The sequence below is a fragment of the Sphingobium sp. ZW T5_29 genome (assembly GCF_044987515.1).
GTDB lineage: Bacteria > Pseudomonadota > Alphaproteobacteria > Sphingomonadales > Sphingomonadaceae > Sphingobium.
The window spans coordinates 40912-62705 of the sequence record NZ_JBJDRM010000002.1; the positions used below are offsets into that span (position 1 = coordinate 40912).

Sequence of the window (21794 nt, forward strand, 5' to 3'; positions counted from 1 at the left end):
GCTCAGGCTGCGCGGTCAGCCCGGTGGATCAGGTCGGCAATGCTGCGAAGCTTGCGATCACCGGCGAGGTAGGACAGCCCGCGATGGACATGAAGGCGCAGCTGCTGGCCGATCAGCTCATCATCATCGCCCAGACCGTCTTCGAAGCAACGCTGCTTGACCAGGGCAAGCAGGATATCGGCGTAGCGGCCCCCGAACACATCCCAGGTCATTTCGAGATTGCTATCGGCCGGGATCTTCGCAGGCGGGGGAGGGATCGCCTCGGCGAGCGAAGTGCAAAGCGCCCAGCGCGCCAGAACATTCATATGTTCGATCCCGGTATGTCGCTTCAGACGAGCGAGTTGATCTCGTGCTGTCTGTGAAAAGCGGATCGACCTAACTGACATGTATAGACTCGCTAGTGGCGTTCACTTCGCTGAAATAGCCGGGCTCAACACTGGTCGTCCCGCGTTCTTCATCGAACTGTAGATGGTATGCGCGGCCGACGAATGGCTTAAGCGCTTCGAAATAACCGCCGGCGATTTCCTCGTCGGTCGACAGCAAGATCACCTGATGGCTGGCCAGCGGAAAATAATGGGTGACCAGGCGTCGGCGATGCGAGCTGTCTAGCCGGCCAAGCGGCGTGTCGATCACCGTGGGCAGCGGCCGGCCCGATGCGCGCGCCAGGCCCCAAAGAACCGAAGTCGCGAGTAGCTGACGTTCGCCTGCCGATAAGCGATCGGGCGGCAAGGGGTTACCGTCGCGGCCCGTCAGCGCTAAATGGAAAGTTTCCGGGTCGATCCGCAGGTTGGCGACTAGCGTCTTTTTACGCAGCAGTTGCTGGAAGCTGTCAAGAACGAGCGCCTCGATACGCGCCAGATGGCGGCGGATTACCGCATCGCGAAACTTGTCGAGCGTCTCGCGCACCTTGCTCACATGCAACAGCACGCGGGCGCGGTCGTCCTGCGCGAGCTGAGCTTCCTTGTCATCGGCGGTGAAGCGCGAAATTTCGGCTTGGGCGCGCTCAAGGTCGCGTCGCAACCGGTCGAGCTGCTCGCCTTCGGCCTTTTGCTCCGTCTGCAGAACCGCCGCGCGGGTGATCAAATCATCGCGCTCAGATGACAATGCAGTCAACGCTTCGGCGGTCGGCACCGCTGCGACCTGGTTGCGCGCATCCTCGAGCGCGATCCACGCCCTGTGCTGGTCATCCAGCAGCGACGGGAGCATTGCACGCGCGGTGTTCAGTTCTGCTTCAGTCAGCTCGCGCAGACGATCGCGACCAAGATCGCTCATGCCCAGACGCGGCAATTCGACTGCATTGCGGCGACTGGCACGGTCTTCGCGTAGAAAATCCGACAACGCTTTGAGCACAGATGAGCTCGGTTTCTGTTTAGTAATCGCTTCAATGATCTCGGCGTCACGCTTCGACAGCAATTGATCGGTCGCGAGCGCTTGCGCCGAAGCAGTCTCCACGCGGCTTTGTTGGGCGGTCCGTTGCAGCAATGGCCCCACCAGCAAAAGTGGCGACGCCCCAGCGGCGGCATCGCGCAGCGTACGCTCAGTCGAACGAAAATGCGCTTCGGCGGTCGAGAGTGTCCGTTCGAGTTCGCCTCGCCGTTCATAGAGATGGCCGCCCTCTTTTCGAAAGCGCTCCTCTAGTCGGGCTCGCAAATCTTGCATGCGAGTGAGGTCGGCTTCACGCTTGGCATGCGCAGCATGGACGATGTCGATGCGCTCGCGCAATTCCTCACGCCGTAGCTCGAGCACTTTGAGTTGGTCCTGCTCTTCCTGCGGCCGCACTTCCATACGCCGTCGGCGTTCGATCACCGACAGGTCTGAGCCGAGCTTCTCGACGAGGTCGAGCCCCAGCAAATTGTAGACCGCGGTTTCGATTAGTCCCGCCGAGCTGCGCGGGTCGGCATAGGCCTCGATCTGCTCGCCATCGAACAGGAAGAGGTGGGCTATGCGGGAAGGCAGGAACTCCTCCACCTGTTCAGCCCAATGGTCGGTCGCCATCGCATCGAAGCGATGATTGCGGATCACCTCAAGCTGATCCTTGCAGGTCTTGGGCGTCCGCCGCCAGCTTCGCTTGACGTGATAAATTTGCTCCTCGCCATGCGACATGTGGCGAAAGCGTAGTTCGATCATGGCGCTCGTCGCGCCGTTACCCCGGTGGATCGAGCCCTCGAGATATTGCTCGTAGCTCATGCCCTCGCGCCGGGACGGTCGCGCAAGCTGGCCGTACAGGCACAGCTGAATTGCGTCGAGTAAAGTGGTCTTGCCCGCGCCGTTGAGGCCACCAAACAAGATGATCGGCTGCTCCGGCGAAGGCGGTGTCAGGTCGACAACCACCCGGCCACCATATTGGCCAAAATCATGCAAAGTGAGCTGGTCGATAATCATGCGATGTCCGCCGCCTGATTAGCCGCGTCCTGTTTTGCTTGTTGGCGCGTGCGTGCGCGATCAGTGGCGTCAGCCTCATCCTCATAGAATCCGCGCTCAATGGCACGTTCGAGCTCGCCGAACACGCCAGCGCGGCGGGCCATCACGCGGTGCTTGCGCTCGATTGAGAGCAATTGCCGCGTGAGCTCGAAGTGGAGGGTGTCGCCGCTGATTTCCTTCAGGAGCTCGATATCCTCGGCATTGAAGCTCATGCCGTCGTCGAGCCGCCCACCCGGATACGGTTTGTCCATTACTCGCTCATAGAGCTTGGGAAGACTATCTTCGATTTCATGCTTCTCTACTACCCAGATCCGGCGGATTTCCTCAAGTTCCGGGAGCGTGATTAGTTGGAGACCAGCCATTTCCTCAGGGCCATGGATCTGCACATGCAGCTGTGCGGCGAGTAGGTCCTCAAGCCACTTCTGTCGCGCCGCTTGCGTATAGGGTCCCGGCACCAGCTGGTCGTTAAACAGTTGGACATGCCCGCTCATCCGCCGGAAATCGCGAAGCGGCCGGTCGTCCGGCACATCCAGCGCGTTGCGCAGATCGAGCAGCGGCTGCATCCACTCCTTGTCGGTGTCGTTCTGGATCATGGCCTGCATCGACCGGTCCTGGTCGACCAACGTGCAAACCCAGCAGCCGAAGCGGCTGTCGCCGCAGCTCGGGGTGGTCGAATCGATCACCAACGGACATTCGCCATCGACCGACGCGCCTTGATATAGCGTCAGCAGATCCTTGTTGTTGTGACCCCAGGGGTTGCGACGCTGCATGAGGAAAGTCCACACATCATCATTCGACCAGTCGGCGATCGGGCTATAGACATAGGCGTTGGGCAAGGTGGTGTTGGGCGACAGCTTCGCTCGCACCTGCTTGCCCTCGAGCCGAGTCATCACATGGTTGCGCGCCGCGCTTTCCGCCTTGCGCGTTCCAAGCACGATGATCGCCTCGCCATTGGCGCGCACGACTTCGCCGATAAACTTGTTTGACGGATTGATCTTGAGCCGCTCGGTGCACCATCGAAACCGCGGACGCGGTGCGGGATAGCCGCGGCCGATGAGGTTGACCCAGAAACTGTTACGCACTTCCGGTGTCAGCCGGTGCGGCGTCAGTGGAATACCAGCAGCCTTGGCGGCATCGCCCATCTTGTCGAGAGAGTTCTGCACCCAAGTCGCGACGATCGGATTTTCAACCAGCGTGTCGGTGCTGATCGCATAAACTGGCTTGATACGCTCGTCCGCGGGCAGCGCGACCATCGCCATCCAGATCAGCTGCAGTACCGCAGAGCTGTCCTTGCCGCCGCTGTAGCCGACCACCCAAGGGATGCCGTCGGCGCGGTACATGGTCTGAATTTCATCGATCAGCGCGGCGATCGTCGCCTCGAAACCGAGTTCGTTAAAGGCGCTTTTGCGCCGCGGCTGTTCAGCCATCGCGGCGTTCTCCTAGTTGATGGGCTTCCTCGGCACGGGTTTCTTCTGCAGTGAGATTGATGCCCAAATGGTTCTTGATGGCGTTGGTGGTGAGCAGGACGTTCTGCTGCGCCTTCGATACGCGCCCGCCGATCATTGCGCGGCCCTCCCACAAGCCGGCATTGTTTCGCCGCCAGTCGATTGTCTCAATCTTCTTCAGCTGCTTCTTCCAATCCTTTTGCTGGTGGTGGAGCAGGCTATTCCCGACTCGACCAAGCGCCTGTAGCACGACGCCGTGGCTGTGCAGAAAATCCTCGCGCACATCGCCGGCGGTGATTTTGGCCTGCTGGACCTGCGCCCATTGCGGCAGCTGTGCGCCGACCACTTCCCAGAATTCCGCCGCGAGCTTGGCGCGCTCTTCTGCCTCTTCGAGCTCGACATTCTGCAGCAGCGCGGCGGTAGCAGTGTAGATTGCGCTCAGCGTGAACAGCCGGCGTGATCGTGGTGCGAGCGTGGTGCGCTCCATTTCAACGACGTCGCGGAACACCGGCGCGCGCGCGACAACCAGCTTGGCAAGCAGCGCCTTGTCATCGCGGTGGTCGTATAACACGCCAAGCGATCGCGCCGGTCGGATCGCATAGCGATTGAGGTCAGCGAACATCTGCTGGCAGCGAGCTAAGCCCTGATCGAGGAAGAATACGACCGCGATGCTCTCGTCGCCGATCGACGGGTTCTCGCGCATCGCCATCTCGATCGCTGCGCGACGGTGTTGACCATCATTCAAAACGAATCGCGCTGACATCGGGATCCGCAGCACGCCCATCTTTCGCGATTCCGGATCATCGCCGAACGGCTCAAACTTAACATCGGCGTCGACAGACGCTGTGATCGCGGAAAATACGTAATCGTCGGGGTTTTCGAGAACGTAGCGCGCCATTTCCGGCAGCCGCGCTTTGTTCAACTGGCGTTGAGCGCGCAGCTCAGGTACCATCTCGTCTTCGTTGAAGAGAAACAGTTTCGGCAGCAGCCGGAGCGGGCACATCGACACGTAAAATTCGCGGCTGGCCTGGACGCCTCGTATTGCCGGAAAGGCATATTCGAATCCTGCTACCATGAAAGTATCGACGTGCGCTCCCTCTGGACCGACACTCGCGATTGTGGCACTGTTTGTCAAACAGGAAACATACTTTGTTTGGCAAATGACATCATATTTTGACTGTGCTGCGACCGCGCCGATCATACCCGATGCCCGGGCCGCTTTGCTGCGCTTTACCGATCTTGAATACGGCAATGCCGGCAGCCGTACCCATGAGTTCGGAACGCAGGCGAAGCGCGCAGTGCAAGCCGCGCGTGCGCAAGTCGCCACGCTTGCTGGTGCTCGCGCCGACGAGGTGATCTTTACCAGTGGCGCGACCGAAGCCAATAATCTCGCCATTCTGGGCCTGCGCGCGCACGGCGAGGCCACGGGCAAGCGACACATCGTCACCACCGCTATCGAGCACAAAGCGGTGCTCGAACCCGTGCAGGCCCTGGTTGGCGCCGGGTTCGAGGCGACTATTATCGCGCCCGACAGTCACGGCCGTATCAGCGATGACGCGGTGCTGGCGGCATTGCGACCCGACACGCTGTTGGTCTCGGTCATGCACGCGAACAACGAGACCGGTGCGCTGCAGCCGATTACGACGATTGCCGCCGGTCTGGCTGGAAGCGGTGCGTTCTTTCATGTCGATGCGGCGCAAAGCTTTGGCAAGCTTAGTGCGCCGCTCGCCGATCCAAACATCCACCTGATTAGCGTTTCGGGCCACAAGCTCTACGCTCCCAAAGGGATCGGGGCGTTAATCGTCCGCCGCAAAGAGACCAAGATTCCGATAGCGCCGCTCATCTATGGAGGCGGGCAGGAACGGGGCTTGCGCCCTGGGACGCTGCCGGTTGCGATCATCGCTGCATTCGGCGCCGCCTGTGCAGCGGCATCGCGCGACGTGAACAAGCGTGCGGCGCGTTGTCTAGAGATCCGTCAGCACCTGCTCGACGCACTTCTGCCGCTCGGCGCGGTAATCAACGGCTCGCTAGAAGATGGGCTGGCATCCACCTTAAACCTCAGCTTCCCCGGTCTTGATTCCGAAGCGGTGATGCTGGTGTTGAAAGACTTGGTTGCGCTGTCCAACGGATCGGCTTGCACCTCTGCGAGCTATGAACCAAGCCATGTGCTGCTCGCTATGGGCTTGCCAGGTGATCGCATCGACGGAGCGCTGCGATTTTCCTGGTGCCACATGACCGAGGAACCTGATTGGGTCGACGTGGCAGCGAGGATAAGCAGCTTACGCTGAGGTCATGATCGGCCGCGTGGCTGCGCACATCGCTTGTGGAAGATGCTGCCGAAATGACGAACTTGCTCATTTGGGTCGGTGAGGACCATCTGGTCGCCCATTGTGTCGGCGCGCTCGCTTCCGGATAGCTGCAAGGCGATCTGCAAAATGGATGACAAAGTCGAGTATGCATTGCAGATTGTGGACGATATAACAGTGACATCGCCGGGTGGTGCGCGGTGCGTTGGCGCGGGGGAGGCGGATGAGTTCTAGCGAGGTAGAGGGCAGCGGCGAACACCCGTGGGCGATGATTGGTCGCCGGCTGAAGCATCCGTGTCGCCAATGGACCTTTTACGTCGTGCTCGTGCTCGGGATTCTCATCCTCGGCTATTTCGCTGTGTGGATCGAAGTGGCTAGGGTTTGGGATTTTACGCCGACCACCGAGCAGCCTGAGCTGGAACTACAGGGGCTGCGCCTTGCCTATGCGACCGCCATTCTCGCTGTTGGCGGTCCTTGTGTGATGCAGCTGGGCCTAACGATGAACAAGATGGCGATTCTCGCAAGTTTCGTCCTGATATTTTTTGTGATCTGGCTCGCCTACTGGGTAACGAACGCGCAAGTCGGACAGTGGGGGGTTCACGCTTACGGTGTGGTTGGCCTAATCGTAGCGACCTTCGCTTGGTGGCTGGCAAATGGCGAGGACGAATTGTTTCAAGATAGGGCCAAGCCCGGCGCGCCTTCGGGTGGTGATCCTAGCCGCGGTCTAAAGGGCGGCTCTAGCGGGGTGAAGGTGTGATGGCGACTAATACTCCACCCGGCAAGTTCCCAATGCGGCTCCGAGCGCTGAGGGTGGATCAGCCAATCGGCAGCTTCTTTGCAGTCGTGATGACCGCACGCAGCCTCTTAGAGCTGTGCTATACAAAGGCGGTATCCGCCGATCTTGATCCGGTCACCGGCAGTTATTCGGTGACGGGAACCCAGCGTTTACAAGATCCGAAACGATTGACAGCGATCGCCGAATATATTGAACAGGTCGACGCGAGCTTCCCGAATTCAATTATTATCGCTGCTAACTTCAAACGAGATGAAACAAGGGTTGAAGGCGACGTTGACACCGATCTCGATGGTGAGCCGAGCGAGGAGGAAGCCGAGTCTGAGCAGGCACGGCGCTGGTTTATCGACGCCAAGCCAATCCTCGATGATGTTGGCGAGACGGTGGGCGAGACCTACGAGCTAGTGATTCCTACCGGCGAGCAACTTGCCCGCGTGATCGATGGTCAGCACCGCTTGTTCGCGTTTGCCGAGGCGGATCCAGCGCGACTGGATGACCAGCTTTTGTGCGCTGTTTTCATGGATCTTCCGCCGCCGATGCAAGCGACGATTTTTGCGACGATCAACTCCAATCAAAAGCCGGTGGACAAGAGCCTCACTTATGAGCTGTTCGGCTACAACGTGGCGGACGAAAAAGAGAGCGACTGGTCACCTGACAAGCTCGCGGTGTTCCTAGCGCGTCGGCTAGCAACGGATCCGGATTCGCGCATGGCGGGACGTATTGCGGTGGCACCGACCAATGACTTTGCGTCGGCCAAATTGATGCCGAAAGGCAACATGAAAATCTCGTTCGCCACGATTGTCAGTGGAATAGTCCGCTTGATCAGCTCCAACCCTAAGGCTGATGCCACGAAATTGAGGAAGGCCTTTTTTACCCGGCGCTCGTCGCTTGATTTGGGACGCGCCAACGGTCCGCCGCTGCGCAAGGTTTATATCGATGGAGATGATGCGCTTATTTATGCAGCCACGCGCAACTTTGTGAATGTTGCAGATGAGCTTTTTTGGCGGGACGCCGATCCCAAATCATTCATTCGCAAAACGGTTGGCGTCCAGGCGCTTTTCGATATCTACCGCGAGATTGTGCGACCGATGCTAGAGGCAGGTGATATGACCGAGCAGGCATTTCGGCAGCAGCTTGCCCCAGCCCGCGAGATAAAATTCGAACACGTACGCTTCCAGAACGCGTCCGGCTCCAATCGCACCGCAATCAGGCGGATCATTCGCGTCAATCTAGGGCTAATCCCCAAATCTGAACTCCCGGCCGGGGACGAACAATTCATCATGCCTCAGGCTGTGCTAATTTAGTTGGCATGATTGGCGATGCCCATCGAACGGTCCCGTCCCATTGCGTCCAGCCTTTTCCACGAATCCGGATCGTGCTAAGGATGCTCTTGGCGACCCTTTAAGTCATTGATTTGACTGGAAAATTAGCGGCTTAGTCGCCTGGCTAGAAAGCTCTTCTGGGCTTCGCTCGGCGCTAAAGGGTGGTTGGACCGGGCAGGAAGCAGTTCACCGCAAAATCGCTACAATTTGGCGCGAACAAATGTCGAACCAAAAATGAACGAATTTTGATGGTATTTTTCATGGTATCTTGAGATGCAAACGATCGAAACCTTCTTTGATTTCCTGGGCTTATGATGCCAGTTCGATGCCGTCCCCGACCACTAACTTACTGAAAAATAATAATATTTCTTCATGCAGGTTGGAAGTATTCCGCCCCGTGTGTAATTTTGGTGTAATCGAGTCAGATAGGCAACAGATACGCTTCTCAAGGTTGTCCATGGCAGCATCGATATGTTCGCCATTCGCATGAGCATGCCCCTGGAAAATAATGGCATAAATTCAGGCGGTCCAAAGACGGGGGAAGCAATCAGGTGCGGTATAGCCAGTTTCATATTTCCCGGCGCTCGACGCTACAACTTGCGGTTGCGTCAACAGCCTTGTGCGTCGCGGGCGTGGGTTTGGCTTCGCCAGCAGTGGAGCGGTTGGCCGCGGGACGTCGGGGGCAGTCCTTCGACGCGGGATGGACCTTCTTCCGGGGCGATGCGGTCGATGCCTCGGCGCCTCTCTTCAACGATACCCGCTGGCGTCGGCTTGACCTGCCGCATGACTGGAGCATCGAGGATCTGGAAAGGCAGGAGCCTTCCGTAAATGCCGTGATCCGTGATGTGGATACGGCGCCCATATGGGCACCGGTCAAGAGCGTGCCGGGCATGATTGGCCCCTTTGAAGGCGCGCCGCCACCGCTGCTGATTGCGTCCACGCGCAGCGCGGGTGGGCGGCATACGGGCCATATGGTCGGTGGCGTGGGTTGGTACAGGAAGCGTTTCTCTCTCGCCGGACTGCCCGCAGATGCGCATGTCGAACTGGTGTTCGACGGTGTTTATGGAACATCGGAGTTCTGGCTGAATGGTGAGCAAATCGGCTCCGGCGTTCACGGCTATTCACCCATCGTACTGGATTTGACGCCCTATATCCGTTCGGCAGGGGAAAATGTGCTGGCAGTGCGGGTGGCCAATTTGGGCAGCAACAGTCGCTGGTACTCCGGATCGGGCATCTATCGCGCCGTCCGGCTGAACGTCACGCGCGCCACGCGTTTCAGCCGCTGGGGCGTGCGGGTGACAACGCCTGAAGTGAGCCCCGCCCGCGCATTGGTGCATGTCCGGGCGCGTGTCGAAGGCATAAAGCCCGGCATGACGGTCGCGGTGGCGTTGCGAGACGCGGATGGCCATGTGGTGGCGCGAGCCGAAGCACCGGCATCGGCCGAAACCATGCTGACGCTGGAGATCGCCAAACCCGCAACATGGTCTCCCGACAGCCCGGCGCTATATGAAGCGGAATGCACCCTTCACGATGCAGACGGCGTGGTGGACCGGATGGTCACTCCCTTTGGGGTGCGCCATATCGAAATCAGCGTCGAACGCGGACTTCTGGTCAATGGCAAGCCCACCAAATTGCGCGGCGGCTGCATCCATCATGACAATGGCCTGATCGGCGCGGTGGCCATCGACAGGGCAGAAGAACGCAAGATCGAACTGCTCAAAGCGCGCGGGTTCAATGCCGTAAGGACGTCGCACAACTTTCCGTCGACGAGCTTCCTCGATGCATGCGACCGCCTCGGCATGTTCGTGATCGAGGAAGCTTTCGACAGTTGGAACATTCCCAAGATCCCGGATGATTATCATATCTATTTTCAAGACCATTGGCGGCGCGACCTGAGCGCGGCCATCGAGCGCGACGCCAATCACCCCAGCGTCATCATCTGGAGCATAGGGAACGAGATACCGGAGAAATATCGACCGCTGGGCGTCGATACCGCGCGCCAGCTAGTCGATCAGATCCGCCAGATCGACCCAACCCGCCCAATAACCGCTGGCATCAACGGATGGAATGGCCCTGCGGCAACGCGGAACGACGGAACGCCCGACCAAGCGGCCACCCAGTTTCTGGATATCGCCGGGTATAATTACAATCACGCCGCCTATGAAAAGGAGCATCCCAAATTTCCCCGGCGCATCTTCATGGGCACCGAAAGCTTCCCTAAGGATGCGGCGTCGATCTGGCGCACGGTCAATCGCGCCCCTTACGCCTTGGGTGACTTCGTCTGGACTGCGATGGACTATTATGGCGAGTCCGGCATTGGTTTGTCCGCCCTGGAGGAAACCGATCCTTTCCAGTCAGCCTATCCCTGGGTTAACGCCTTTTGCGGCGACATCGACCTTATCGGCCAGCAAAAGCCGCAATCCCTGCTGAGGGACGTTCTATGGGGTCTTAGCCCGGTCGAAATAAGCGTGGTTCGTCCCTTGCCGGAAGGCAAGACGCCGTTTCATTCGAAATGGGGTTGGGGCGATGAACTTCGCAGCTGGACCTGGCCGGGGCGGGAAGGGAAGCCGATCGACATTCGGGTGTTCAGCAGCGGCGACCGGGTCGAACTGACACTGAACGGGAGAATCGTGGCGCAGCAGTCGCTGACCGATGCCGATAATCTGGAGGCTCGTTTCACGCTGCCCTATGCCCCCGGAAAGCTCATAGCGTCCGCCTATCGAGGCAGGAAACTCATTGGGCTGCGCGTTCTACAGACCGCCGGGCCAGCCGCCGCGCTTCGCCTGGACGTCGATCGGCCACGCATCCGTGCGAGCCGGAACGATCTGGCTTATGCGACGGTCAGCGTGGTCGATGCGCAGGGGTTGGTCCTGCCCGACGAAGTGCGCGTGCTTCAGGCTGCGCTGAACGGACCTGTCGAATTGGCCGGGTTCGGCAACGCCAACCCCCGCGGTGTCGCCAGCCTGCGGCAACCTGTGGCGAAGACTTGGCATGGACATGCGCTGGCGATCCTGCGACCGACCGGATCTGGACCCAGTGCTACGATCGAAGTCAGGTCAGAAGGCCTGGCATCCGCGGTCGCGCGACTGACGCTGTTCCAAGACATTATTAAGGCATAACGGTCATGCCTTCACTCTACCATTCCTTCATGGCGGACAGATGAGCGAGCAAAGCGGAGCGGAACGGCAAATGCCTGTAATCCCGGATTCCGCGCGGAAGCGAGTAAGAGCGGCTACACCTTCGCCAAGCCACGAACACCCGGTTCTTGCGGGTCTCCAGCTCCGAAAATGTGTTTATGCCGCAGAAAGCTTTGAAACGTAGTGAATGGGGCGCCACCATCGTTGATAGCAAATAAAAGAACCGGCCCGACCATGGTGCGGCCGCACGACCTTGGTCAGAACTCGCGCAAGATATCACGCAGGGTGGTGCCGCGATATTCGGTGCGGACCGCACCCGCCTTTTGCAGCGCCGGAATGACCCCATTGACCAAATCAGGAAGCTGGCGATTATAGCCTGATCCTTCGATCAGGAAACCGTCTCCGCCCACTTCGTCCATAACCGCCATCATCTTTTCGGCGACCTGCTCAACGGTGCCGCTAAAGTCCATGCCGCTCGCGCCCTTGCCGGCGGAGAACAGGTCGCGAAGGGATTTGCCCTCTTCGCGACCGGCCTTCTTCATGAACTCAAGGGCGCTGGTGTGGCCGCCTGCCACGATGTCCTGCGGCACGGGTGCGTCCACGTCGTAGAGCGAGAAGTCGACGTCGAGCGACGACGAAGCCATGACGATATTATGCTCGAATGAAGCCTGCTTTTCGGCCTCGGTCATCTCGGGCCGCTCGCCGTCTTCGGGGAAGATTTCCACCGGCGTCAGGAAGAAGACCTTGATGTCGTCGGGATTGCGGCCCTGCGCTTCGGCGCGATCCCGAATGTCCTGGCGATAGGCTTTCATGCCCGGAACACCGCCGGTCATCATGCCCAGCACAACCTCGGCATTCTTGGACGAGAATTGGCGGCCGCGCTCGGATGCGCCCGCCTGCGCCAGAACCGGATAGCCCTGGGGCGACCGCAGCGTGTTCAATGGACCACGTGAGCGGAAATGCTTGCCCTCAAAATTTACGGTGTGCACCTTGGTGTGATCGACATAGACACCAGTTTCAGTGTCCGCGACCAGAGCGCCTTCCTCCCAGGAATCCCACAGCTTTTTGACAAGTTCGACGAACTCGTCGGCGATATCGTACCGCTCATTCGGGGGAAGCAACTTGTCCATGCCAAAGTTCATGGCCGCGTTCCGCTCGCTTGACGTCACCATGTTCCAGCCTGCGCGGCCGTTAGTGAGGGAGTCGATGGTGGAAAGCAGCCTGGCCAGCAGATAGGGCGGATAAAAGGTGGTCGAAGCAGTCGCAACGAGGCCGATGTGCGACGTTTCCTGCGCCATCAACGGCAGGAGCGGCATAGGGTCGAGCTTGGGCGAGAGTGTCGCATTCTTGAGATCGAGTTCCATTGAGTTGGCGTATCGATCACCAACGATCAGGCTGTCTTCGAAAAAGACAAAGTCGAACTTCGCGGCTTCCAGCATCTTGGCCAAATCTTTGTGATAAGACCCGTCCGTCCATCGTGAGCCGAACTCCTGCCCGTCGCCTGGCCATGAAGTAGCTCCAAACTTGGTGAAGTAGCCTAGGTGAAATTTCGTGCGTGCCATTGCTTGGACCTCTTTAACGTCCATCCACTTAACCAAGCGGTAAGACCGGAACTCTCTTCACAAATTCGTGCTCAATGCGACATGTAGCAGTAGCGACTGAATACATATCCTACCCAGATGCCAGCGGACCGACGGGGGAAGGTAAGCGCAATCGCCTGTTTGGAAGGCGATTGCGCTGCGCTTGCTCAGGTGCCGAAGTGATACCGAAGCGACATGCCGTACATTCTGGGCTCGCCATAAATGTAGGAGTTGAAGCCGCTCTGATAGGATACACCCTGACTGCTGATGATATATTTCTCATTGGTCAGGTTCGTGGCGAAAGCGCCAAGATCGAAGTTCGATCCAGCGACATTTTGCCACTGTATGTTCAGTCCCAGCAAGCCATAGCCATCTCCCGGTCCGCACCGGACCGACCCGGCATAGGTTCCGCTATTCACGCGGGGACAGTTGCCGCCAATATAAGCGAACGGCTCGTCAATGGGCGCCTTGGACGGTGACGTATATTGAGCATCGATATAGGAATAGGTTGCCGAAATGCTGACCTTCCCAATCGATTCATCAAGCGGCAAATCGACCCTGCCGGTGATGCTGAACTGGTTTTTCGGCGTGAACTGAAAAGGGATGTCGGTCAGGACGCACTGACCCGTTGCGCCATTGAACGGAACACCCACGCCGCAATCGAAGCCGGGCGGCAGGCCAAAGGCAGGAATGCCAGCGGGAAACAGGGATGGCGCGGTATATTCATCATATTTTGCAGCGGTGTGGGAATAGGTGCCCGACAGCGTGAGCCAGCGTGTGGGCCGCACCTCGCCCTCGAACTCCACCCCCTGGATGTGCGCCTTGCCCGCGTTGCTGGTTTGCGCGCCAAAGACCTGCTGCCCATTGTAGAAATAGGCGGTTCCCCCGGTCCTCTGCAAATCCTTATAGCTTGTGTAATAATAGTTGATGTTCGTGCGGATCGGAATGCTGCCGACATGCCAGTCGGCTTTTATGCCGCCCTCGTAAGCGGTTACGAATTCCGGCTGGAAGGAACGAAGATCAGGTGCAGGGGTCGAAGTGCCGACGCCGCCCGTCTTGTATCCCCGGCTGACCTTTGCGTAGAGCAACACGTTCCGGTTCACATTATAATCAAGGCCTACTGTCCAGTTCGGCGCCTTGAACTTGGCACTGGACCTCGTGACGGGCGCATCGGGCAACCCGAAGTTCGAGAAGGCCGTCAGCTTGTCCCATGTATAGCGATAGCCCGCGGTCAGCCGCAGCCCATCAAGGCTTTCTGACAAGCTGCCGAAGGATAGCGTTCCTTGTGCATACAGGGCTTGGCTGATCGTCCTCTGGCCGCGACGGGTCGGATTGAAAGCTGAAACCAACTGCGCGCCCAGCGGCTTCACGCTCTCATAATAGGCGCCCACGGTGAAGTTGAGCGCTTCCCCCGCGAGCTTGCCCTGAAACTGGGGCTCAAACGAATATTGCCGTGCATCGGTGTAGTAGTTGTACTTTGAAAGTCCACCGGGACTGATCTCATCGGCGCCGATCAAAGTACCGCCCTGTGTGGATGGAGGCCTGTGATCGTCAGGATAGCCATCGCCATCGAAAGGCGCGCTGTTCTTCAGATGCTGATAGTTGGCGATGTTACGGAACGTCAAAGTATCGGTAAGTTCTGCCGAGAAGATGTCGGTGATGGAAAAATAGCGTGTCCGTTCGCTCCAAAGCAACGGGCTGAGTGCGACCGACCGGATACCGCGACCGTTCTGTTGCTGGAGATAGGTGCTGAATGGCAGCCCCGTTTGAGGATCAAGGCCGCCCGGGACGGCATTAAGCACCGTTCCCGTGCCATGTTCCTGGACGCGGCCCACGGTCGCGAGGAGATAATTTTCGATGCCGGGCGCCATGCGCCAGGTCAAACCTGCACGGAAGGAATAGCGATTGCGATTATCCAGGTCCGTGTCCGTGGTGATTTCGTGCGTGAAACCGTCGCGCTTCTGATAGATGCCGGCGACGCGCAGCAGGAGCGTATCTTCGACAATCGGCAAGTTCAGCGCGCCGCGCAACTCGATCGAATCATAATTGCCATATTGGATCTGGCCATAGCCTTCGAGTCGTTCGGTTGGACGCTGCGGTTCGAACAGGACCGCGCCGCCAGTCGTGTTACGGCCAAACAGCGTGCCTTGCGGCCCGCGCAGGACCTGCAGGCTGGCGAGGTCGTAATAGTTGAGGCCGCCGCCATTCTGGGCGTTGTTGCGCTGATCCGCGATCAGCGGGACTTCAGCCGAATAGAGGACCACGCCCGGCGCCGCGTTGAAGGTCGCGCCTTGACCACGGATCGTGATATTCTCGGTATTGCGCTGCTGTCCCGATCCGCCGACCACGAGCGAGGGCACTTGCCCCAGCAGGTCCTGCGTATTCGAGATGTTACGTTGCGTCAGTGAGTTGGCGTCGAACGCGGTCGCGGAGATCGGGACATTCTGTAGCCGTTCTTCCCGCCTGCGTGCTGTAACGATGATTTCCGAAAGGCCCGATCCGCCGGCCGAGGCGGTGGGAGCAGGCTCATCCTGTCGCGCCGATGTCTGGGAAAAGGCCGTTCCAGCGCAACCGACGAGGACGGCTGTTCCCATCAGCGCCCGGATCAAAGTCAAATGTCGCATAGTCATGATTCTTCCCCTTTATTGATTATTATTCTCTGTCATTATGCTGGTGTGATCCCAGTTCTTATGGCGTAGCAAAGACAGGCCCATCCGATACGAATGAACATCTCGCCCTTACTTCGATTGACCGCGTCCGGTCTGATCTGCCTCTTTTTCAGAAGCGCTTGTCGACTTAGGAGGCGCCCTCACATTCAGAAAATTGCCCGAAAATTCGGGACCCGCCCGTCATCCTCGTCCAACGACATACCGCCATGCTGGACTGGCTTCGAATACTTGGAGATTGACAAGGTTTTGTCAATCAGGAAAATTCGGGTCTGGGGTGGCGGGGAGGAGAGTGCGCTTGAGAAATGCAGCTGAATTGCCGATGAGCGCCTTAACAGCCCGCATTTTCCGGGATTATATAATAGCTCTCCCGCGTTGCCTCGCGTCGGTTTCGCTTGCTGATCGCTGCTTAGCGACAGATATAGGCGACCGATGAGCGATGACCTGAAAACAGCCAGACGTCGGAAGCCTGGCGTCTATTCGCGCGGAGCCGAGACGGTAGACGCGATCCTCAAGGCTGCGTTGCATGTGTTGGTGGAGGAAGGCGCGGGCGCCTTTACGCTTCAGCGCATCGCTACGGAATGCGGTTTGAAGGTGGGGCATGTGAACCACCATTTCCCCCGCAAGGAAATGCTGGTCGAGGTTCTGCTGGACGAAATCCTGCTTGCCGGTGAAAAGCAGGTCAAATGGGCTATGGAGCAGCCTGATTTCCTCGCCGGGGACGGGTTGGCCCGGCTCATTGCGCACATCCTGGATGATGTCAGCACGAAACAGACGGCGCATTTGTTCACTGAACTTTGGGCGATGGCGAACCACAATCAAGTCGTGGCTGACCGGCTGGAAGCGCTGCATCGCCATGTTCACCGCCTGATTACCGGAATGGTTGAGCAACTGAATCCGGCACTAAGTCATGATGACGCCGCAGTGGTCGCCATATTCATCTATGGTGCGGTCGATGGCATGACGATGTTTTCAGGCTATAACCGGCCGTGGGCGTCCTGCATGCCCGGCGTGAAGAATATTGCGATCAAGGGTCTGGTCGACCTGGCGAAGACGATCACGCCGGCGGAAATAGCGAATCTGCCTCCCGCTCCGATCAAGTCCCGGAATATATAAACCGACGGGAGACCGCGGTATAAGCAGGAAGGTCAGGCGGGGGTTTTCAACGCCTTGCCCCTGCTTGCGCGCGCGAAACCAGCCCTTCTTAAAAAATCGCCATTGACAAAACTTGGTGATTACCAAATATTCTCGTCATGCTTTTGCGGCAGAGCATCGCCTGCTGCGGAAGAAGCAATTTATAGCATGAACCCGAAGCGGACAATGAATTCGCGCGGTTGACTTGCTGCATGTTGGATCATCCGGATTGCCAAATCAAAAGTGCAAAATTCGGGGCAAGCTGATCCGAAGAAAAATGTTTCGGGCAATATAATCATTGTCCGCATCAAGATAAAATCGAGAGGTGATATGGGTATTCAGGACAAGCTGGACCGCGCGCAATACACAGTGTCTGTTGAGGACTATGCGGCAGGCATTGCGGATCGTCTCAAGTTCTTGGTCGAGACCGACGCACAGGTTTCTGGTGCGCTTCCAGACCCTCTGATCAACACGGCCAAGCGTGTCAGCGGGATGGGTTTTGCGCGGATCGTGGCGACCTGCATGGAGGGTTATGCCGATCGTGCGGCGTTGGCCGAGCGGGCGGTGGCGTTGAAGGTCGATCCGGCAACGGGCCGCGCCACGCGTGAAATCCAGAAGCATTTTGAGACCACGAGCTATGCCACGCTCTGGGAGCGGGCGCGGCATCTGGCGGCCTTTTGGCATGACGACGCCGGGCAGCCGCTCAAGGCCGATGATTTCCTGTGCATCCTGGCCTTTGGCAGTGTGGATTTCGTCACGGTTGATCTTGCGGGCATTCACAATGGCGCGGTGCTTGTTCCGCTCCAGGCCAATGGGGCGCTGCAACAGTCGCTGTCCATCTTCAACGAGGTGGCGCCCAGCTGGCTGGCGGTCAGCCTGGAATATATCGAGACCGCGGTCCAACTGGTCATCCAGGGTCATCGCCCGCGCGGATTGCTGTTGTTCGATTATCATCCGCAGGTCGATGACGAGCGCGAGCGGTTCGAAGCGGCCCAGGCAAAGCTTGCCGAGGCAGGGCTCGCGCATCTGCTGGTCACGCTGGACGATGCTCTGGCAAAGGGCAGGGTCCTGCCGCCCGCGCCTTTGTTCGAGAAGGCCGATGGCGAGCGGCTGAGCACCATCTATTATACGTCGGGCAGCACCGGCCTGCCCAAGGGCGCGATGCTGCCTGAGCGGATGATCAAGCAGTTGTGGCTGGTCGATTCGCCCATGCCGATGATCAACCTCATCTACATGCCGATGAATCATACATCGGGGCGCAGCATCGTCTTCTCGCTGCTGGGCCTTGGCGGGATCGGCTATTTCACGGGCAAGAAGGACCTGTCGGAACTGTTCGACGACCTGCGCATCTGCCGCCCAACCTACATGATGCTGGTGCCGCGCGTGTGCGAGATGATTTACCAGCATTATCAGGTCGCGCTGGAACGGCGCTCCGTGCCCGGCGCGGACATGGATGCGGTCAAGGCCGAGCTGCTGCGCGAGACGCGCGACGTGGTCCTGGGCGGGCGGTTGCTGGTCGCGTCCTTCGCCTCGGCCCCGCTTGCCCCTGAAGTGTTGCAGTTCATGGAAGAATGCCTGGGCTACAAGCTTGGCAATAATTATGGCGCGACCGAAGTTGCCGCCGTCCTGGCCGACAACCGCATTCAGCGCCCGCCGGTCCTTGACTATAAGCTCGATGACGTGCCTGAGCTTGGCTACTTCAGGACCGACAAGCCCTATCCGCGCGGCGAGCTGCGCATCAAGACGTCCAGCATCATGCTGGGCTATTACAAGCGCCCCGATGCCACCGCCGCGGTGTTCGACGAGGAAGGCTATTACAAGACCGGCGACATCATGCAGGAAATCGCGCCGGACCATCTGGTCTATGTCGATCGCCGCAACAATGTGCTCAAGCTCGCTCAGGGCGAGTTCGTCGCGATCGCCCGGCTGGAGGCGATCTTCACCAATGGCGATCCGCTGATCCGCCAAGTCTATCTCTACGGGACCAGCGAGCGCGCCTTCCTGGTCGGCGTGTTCGTGCCCAATGTGGCGACGCTCCAGCAGATGGGCATCGCTGATGATCCGGCCGCGATCAAGAATGCGTTGCGCGAAGCGATCCAGACCATAGCGCGCGCCGAGCAGCTGCAACCTTACGAAGTGCCGCGCGACTTTATCGTCGAGCAGGAGCCCTTCAGTGCCGAAAACGGTCTGTTGGCAGGCATCGGCAAATATCAGCGGCCCAAGTTCAAGGAGCGCTACACTGCGGCGCTCGAAGCGGTCTACGACCGGATCGCGGCCAGCCAGCAGGATGAACTTGAGACGCTGCGCCGGGAAGGCAAGGACCTGCCCGTGCTGGAAACGGTCGCCCGCGCGGTCAAGGCGACGCTGGGCCTTGAGGATGTCGACCTGTCGAAGCGGATGAGCTTTGCAGACCTTGGCGGCGACTCTCTTTCGGCGGTGTCCTGCTCCTTGCTGCTCGAAGATGTGTATGACGTGGAGGTGCCGGTCTCGGTCATCAATAGTCCTGCCGGAAGCATGCAGGATGTCGCCCAGTTCATCGAACGGGGGCGAAGCGGCGGTGCCAAGGGGCCGACCTTCGCTTCGGTGCATGGGGCAGGGGCCAAGCAGATCCGCGCGAGTGACCTGACCCTGGATCGCTTCATCGACGGCGCCGTGCTGGATGCGGCGCGGGACGCCCTGCCGCCTGAGAGTGAGGTCCGAACAGTGTTCCTCACCGGCGCGAACGGCTATCTGGGGCGGTTCCTCTGCCTGGAATGGCTTGAGCGCATGGCAGCGGTGGGTGGCAAGCTGCTGTGCATTGCCCGTGGCCAGGATGGGGAGGCTGCACGCCAGCGCATCGCCGCGGTGTTCAACAGCGATCCGCAACTCAAAAGCCGCTTTGACCAGCTTGCCAAGGATCATCTGGAAGTTCTGGCAGGCGACCTGGGTGAACCGCAGCTTGGCCTTGCCGACGCCGATTGGGAAAGGCTGGCGCAAAGCGTCGACCTGATCGTCCATCCGGCCGCGCTGGTGAACCATGTCCTGCCTTATCAGCAGCTGTTCGGCCCCAATGTGGTCGGCACCGCCGAGGTCATCCGCCTTGCGATCACGCACCGGCTAAAGCCTATCAATAATGTCTCGACCGTCGCAGCGGCGCATACGCCGGAGGGCGCGATGATCGACGAGGATGCTGATGTCCGCACGACATCCCCGGTCCGCCCGCTGTCGAGCGAGGGCTATGCCGACGGCTATGCCAACAGCAAATGGGCGGCCGAGGTCTTGTTGCGCGATGCGCATGACCGCTTCGGCCTGCCGGTCGCGACCTTCCGCTCCGACATGATCCTGGCGCACAGCCGCTACGAGGGGCAGCTCAATGTCCCCGACATGTTCACCCGCCTCATCATGAGCATCGTGGCGACGGGGCTGGCGCCGCGATCCTTCTACAGCGGTACGGCAAAGCCCCATTATCCCGGACTTCCGGTGGATTTCACGGCTGAGGCCATCGCTGGCCTGGGCGCGAAGGCGACGAGCGGCTACCGCACCTATCATGTCATCAACTCCCATGATGACGGCATCTCGCTCGACAGCTTCGTCGACTGGATCGACGCGGCGGGATATCCGGTGCAGCGGATCGAGGACTATGCCGACTGGCTGGACCGGTTCGGCACGGCGCTGCGCGCGCTGCCCGACGGCATAAGGCAGCAAAGCTCCCTGCCGCTGCTGCACCAGCTACAATATCAGATGCCCGGCGAGTTCGGGACATCGGTTCCTTCGGCGCGATTCCGTGCCGACGTGATCGCGCATGAGGTGGGCACGGCAAAGGATGTGCCCCACCTGTCTCGCCCTCTTATCGTCAAATATCTGGCCGACCTTTCGCGGCTTGGCCTCATCCAGGGACTTTAGAAAAAGCCATGACCAACATGACCAAAGCCTATGCAGCGCAGAGCGCAGACACCGATCTGGAGCCCTTCTCCTTCACCCGCCGGGACCTGCGTGCCGACGACGTGGCGATCGACATCCTCTATTGCGGCGTGTGCCATTCCGATCTTCACCATGCCCGCAATCATGCCGGATACACCATCTATCCCACCGTTCCTGGCCATGAGATCGTCGGCCGGGTAACGGCGGTCGGCAGCGAGGTCGGCAAGTTCCAGCCCGGCGACATGGTCGGAGTCGGCTGCTATGTGGACTCTTGCCAGAAGTGCAAGCCATGCCATGCGGGCGAAGAGCCCTATTGCGTGGAATATGCAACGCCGACCTACGGGTTCATGGACCGGCATGACGGCATGCCGTCCTATGGCGGCTATTCTGAAAATATCATCGTATCGGACAAGTTCACGGTGCGCATTCCCGAGGGCATGGACGCCAAATCCGCAGCGCCGCTGCTGTGCGCGGGTATCACCACCTACTCGCCGCTGCGCCACTGGAAGGTCGGCCCGGGGCACAAGGTGGCGGTGGTGGGCCTGGGCGGCCTCGGCCATATGGGGCTCAAGTTCGCCAAGGCGATGGGCGCGGAGGTGACCCTGTTCACCCGCAGTCCCGACAAGGAGCAGGAAGCGCGGCGCCTGGGCGCTGACCATGTCGTGCTCTCCACCGACGAGGCGCAGATGGCGGCAGCAGCCAACAGCTTCGACTATATCCTCGACACCGTCCCCAACGCGCACGACGTCAATCCCTATGTCGCCACCCTGGCGTGGAACGGCACGCTCATCCTCCTGGGACTGCTCGGCGCGATCGACCCGCCGCTCCACAATGTGCCGCTGATGATGGGCCGCAAGTCCGTCGCCAGCTCCAATGTCGGCGGCATCGCGGAAACCCAGGAGATGCTCGACTTCTGCGCTGCCAACGGCATCACCTGCGATGTCGAGATGATCGACATCCAGGACATCAACGCCGCCTATGAACGTATGGAAAAGGGCGACGTCCACTACCGCTTCGTCATCGATAACGCATCGCTGCGGAAATCATAAAGGGAGTGGTCGTCGATAACGTATCAGCGCGCCGGGCTCGG

Annotated in this window: 13 protein-coding genes; 7 read left to right on the forward strand and 6 right to left on the reverse strand. The window is 59.4% G+C overall.

Translation table 11 applies throughout. The features are described from left to right. Positions 1-2: 2 nt before the first annotated feature. Genes dndE through dndB form a run of 4 tightly spaced genes read right to left on the reverse strand, consistent with a single transcriptional unit; the run spans position 3 to position 4941 of the window. Positions 3-386: a DNA sulfur modification protein DndE gene (gene dndE, locus ACI3KQ_RS01655; RefSeq protein ID WP_217673798.1), complete on the reverse strand. Its 384-nt coding sequence runs from the start codon at positions 384-386 to the stop codon at positions 3-5. Further along, positions 376-2382, reverse strand: coding sequence for a DNA sulfur modification protein DndD (gene dndD, locus ACI3KQ_RS01660; protein WP_404954160.1), 2007 nt, complete (start codon positions 2380-2382; stop codon positions 376-378). Before dndD ends, dndE begins: the two co-directional genes overlap by 11 nt. Further along, positions 2379-3848, reverse strand: a complete 1470-nt coding sequence (gene dndC, locus ACI3KQ_RS01665; RefSeq protein WP_404954163.1) for a DNA phosphorothioation system sulfurtransferase DndC — start codon at positions 3846-3848, stop codon at positions 2379-2381. Before dndC ends, dndD begins: the two co-directional genes overlap by 4 nt. After that, positions 3841-4941, reverse strand: coding sequence for a DNA sulfur modification protein DndB (gene dndB, locus ACI3KQ_RS01670; protein WP_404954165.1), 1101 nt, complete (start codon positions 4939-4941; stop codon positions 3841-3843). Before dndB ends, dndC begins: the two co-directional genes overlap by 8 nt. A 43-nt stretch (positions 4942-4984) precedes the next feature. Here dndB and ACI3KQ_RS01675 point away from each other — a divergent pair, with 43 nt between their 5' ends. The 4 genes from ACI3KQ_RS01675 to ACI3KQ_RS01690 all read left to right on the forward strand — a co-directional run bounded on the left by ACI3KQ_RS01675 (position 4985) and on the right by ACI3KQ_RS01690 (position 11406). Continuing rightward, entirely contained in the window at positions 4985-6154 is a 1170-nt protein-coding gene (locus ACI3KQ_RS01675) for an aminotransferase class V-fold PLP-dependent enzyme (protein ID WP_404954167.1), read from the forward strand. 241 nt (positions 6155-6395) lie between these two features. After that, positions 6396-6929, forward strand: a complete 534-nt coding sequence (locus ACI3KQ_RS01680) for a hypothetical protein (protein WP_404954168.1) — start codon at positions 6396-6398, stop codon at positions 6927-6929. Further along, positions 6929-8269 (forward strand): DGQHR domain-containing protein, encoded by a 1341-nt coding sequence (locus ACI3KQ_RS01685; RefSeq protein ID WP_404954170.1) that lies wholly within the window; start codon positions 6929-6931, stop codon positions 8267-8269. The genes ACI3KQ_RS01680 and ACI3KQ_RS01685 overlap by 1 nt, the downstream gene beginning before the upstream one ends. Before the next feature lie 656 nt (positions 8270-8925). Further along, complete coding sequence (locus tag ACI3KQ_RS01690) at positions 8926-11406, forward strand: glycoside hydrolase family 2 TIM barrel-domain containing protein (RefSeq protein WP_404954172.1); 2481 nt, start codon at positions 8926-8928, stop codon at positions 11404-11406. Between the two features lie 275 nt (positions 11407-11681). Here ACI3KQ_RS01690 and ACI3KQ_RS01695 read toward each other — a convergent pair whose 3' ends face one another. Continuing rightward, positions 11682-12986, reverse strand: a complete 1305-nt coding sequence (locus ACI3KQ_RS01695; RefSeq protein WP_404954174.1) for an NtaA/DmoA family FMN-dependent monooxygenase — start codon at positions 12984-12986, stop codon at positions 11682-11684. A gap of 185 nt (positions 12987-13171) precedes the next feature. Beyond that, positions 13172-15634 (reverse strand): TonB-dependent receptor, encoded by a 2463-nt coding sequence (locus tag ACI3KQ_RS01700; protein ID WP_404954176.1) that lies wholly within the window; start codon positions 15632-15634, stop codon positions 13172-13174. 468 nt (positions 15635-16102) lie between these two features. On the opposite strand from ACI3KQ_RS01700, the gene ACI3KQ_RS01705 reads away from it, so the two are divergent. The 3 genes from ACI3KQ_RS01705 to ACI3KQ_RS01715 all read left to right on the forward strand — a co-directional run bounded on the left by ACI3KQ_RS01705 (position 16103) and on the right by ACI3KQ_RS01715 (position 21753). Next, positions 16103-16786: a TetR/AcrR family transcriptional regulator gene (locus ACI3KQ_RS01705; RefSeq protein ID WP_404954178.1), complete on the forward strand. Its 684-nt coding sequence runs from the start codon at positions 16103-16105 to the stop codon at positions 16784-16786. Positions 16787-17134: 348 nt separating this feature from the next. Continuing rightward, positions 17135-20686 (forward strand): carboxylic acid reductase, encoded by a 3552-nt coding sequence (gene car / locus ACI3KQ_RS01710; protein ID WP_404954180.1) that lies wholly within the window; start codon positions 17135-17137, stop codon positions 20684-20686. Positions 20687-20694: 8 nt separating this feature from the next. Next, positions 20695-21753, forward strand: coding sequence for an NAD(P)-dependent alcohol dehydrogenase (locus tag ACI3KQ_RS01715; RefSeq protein WP_404954182.1), 1059 nt, complete (start codon positions 20695-20697; stop codon positions 21751-21753). The last annotated feature ends 41 nt before the right edge of the window (positions 21754-21794 follow it).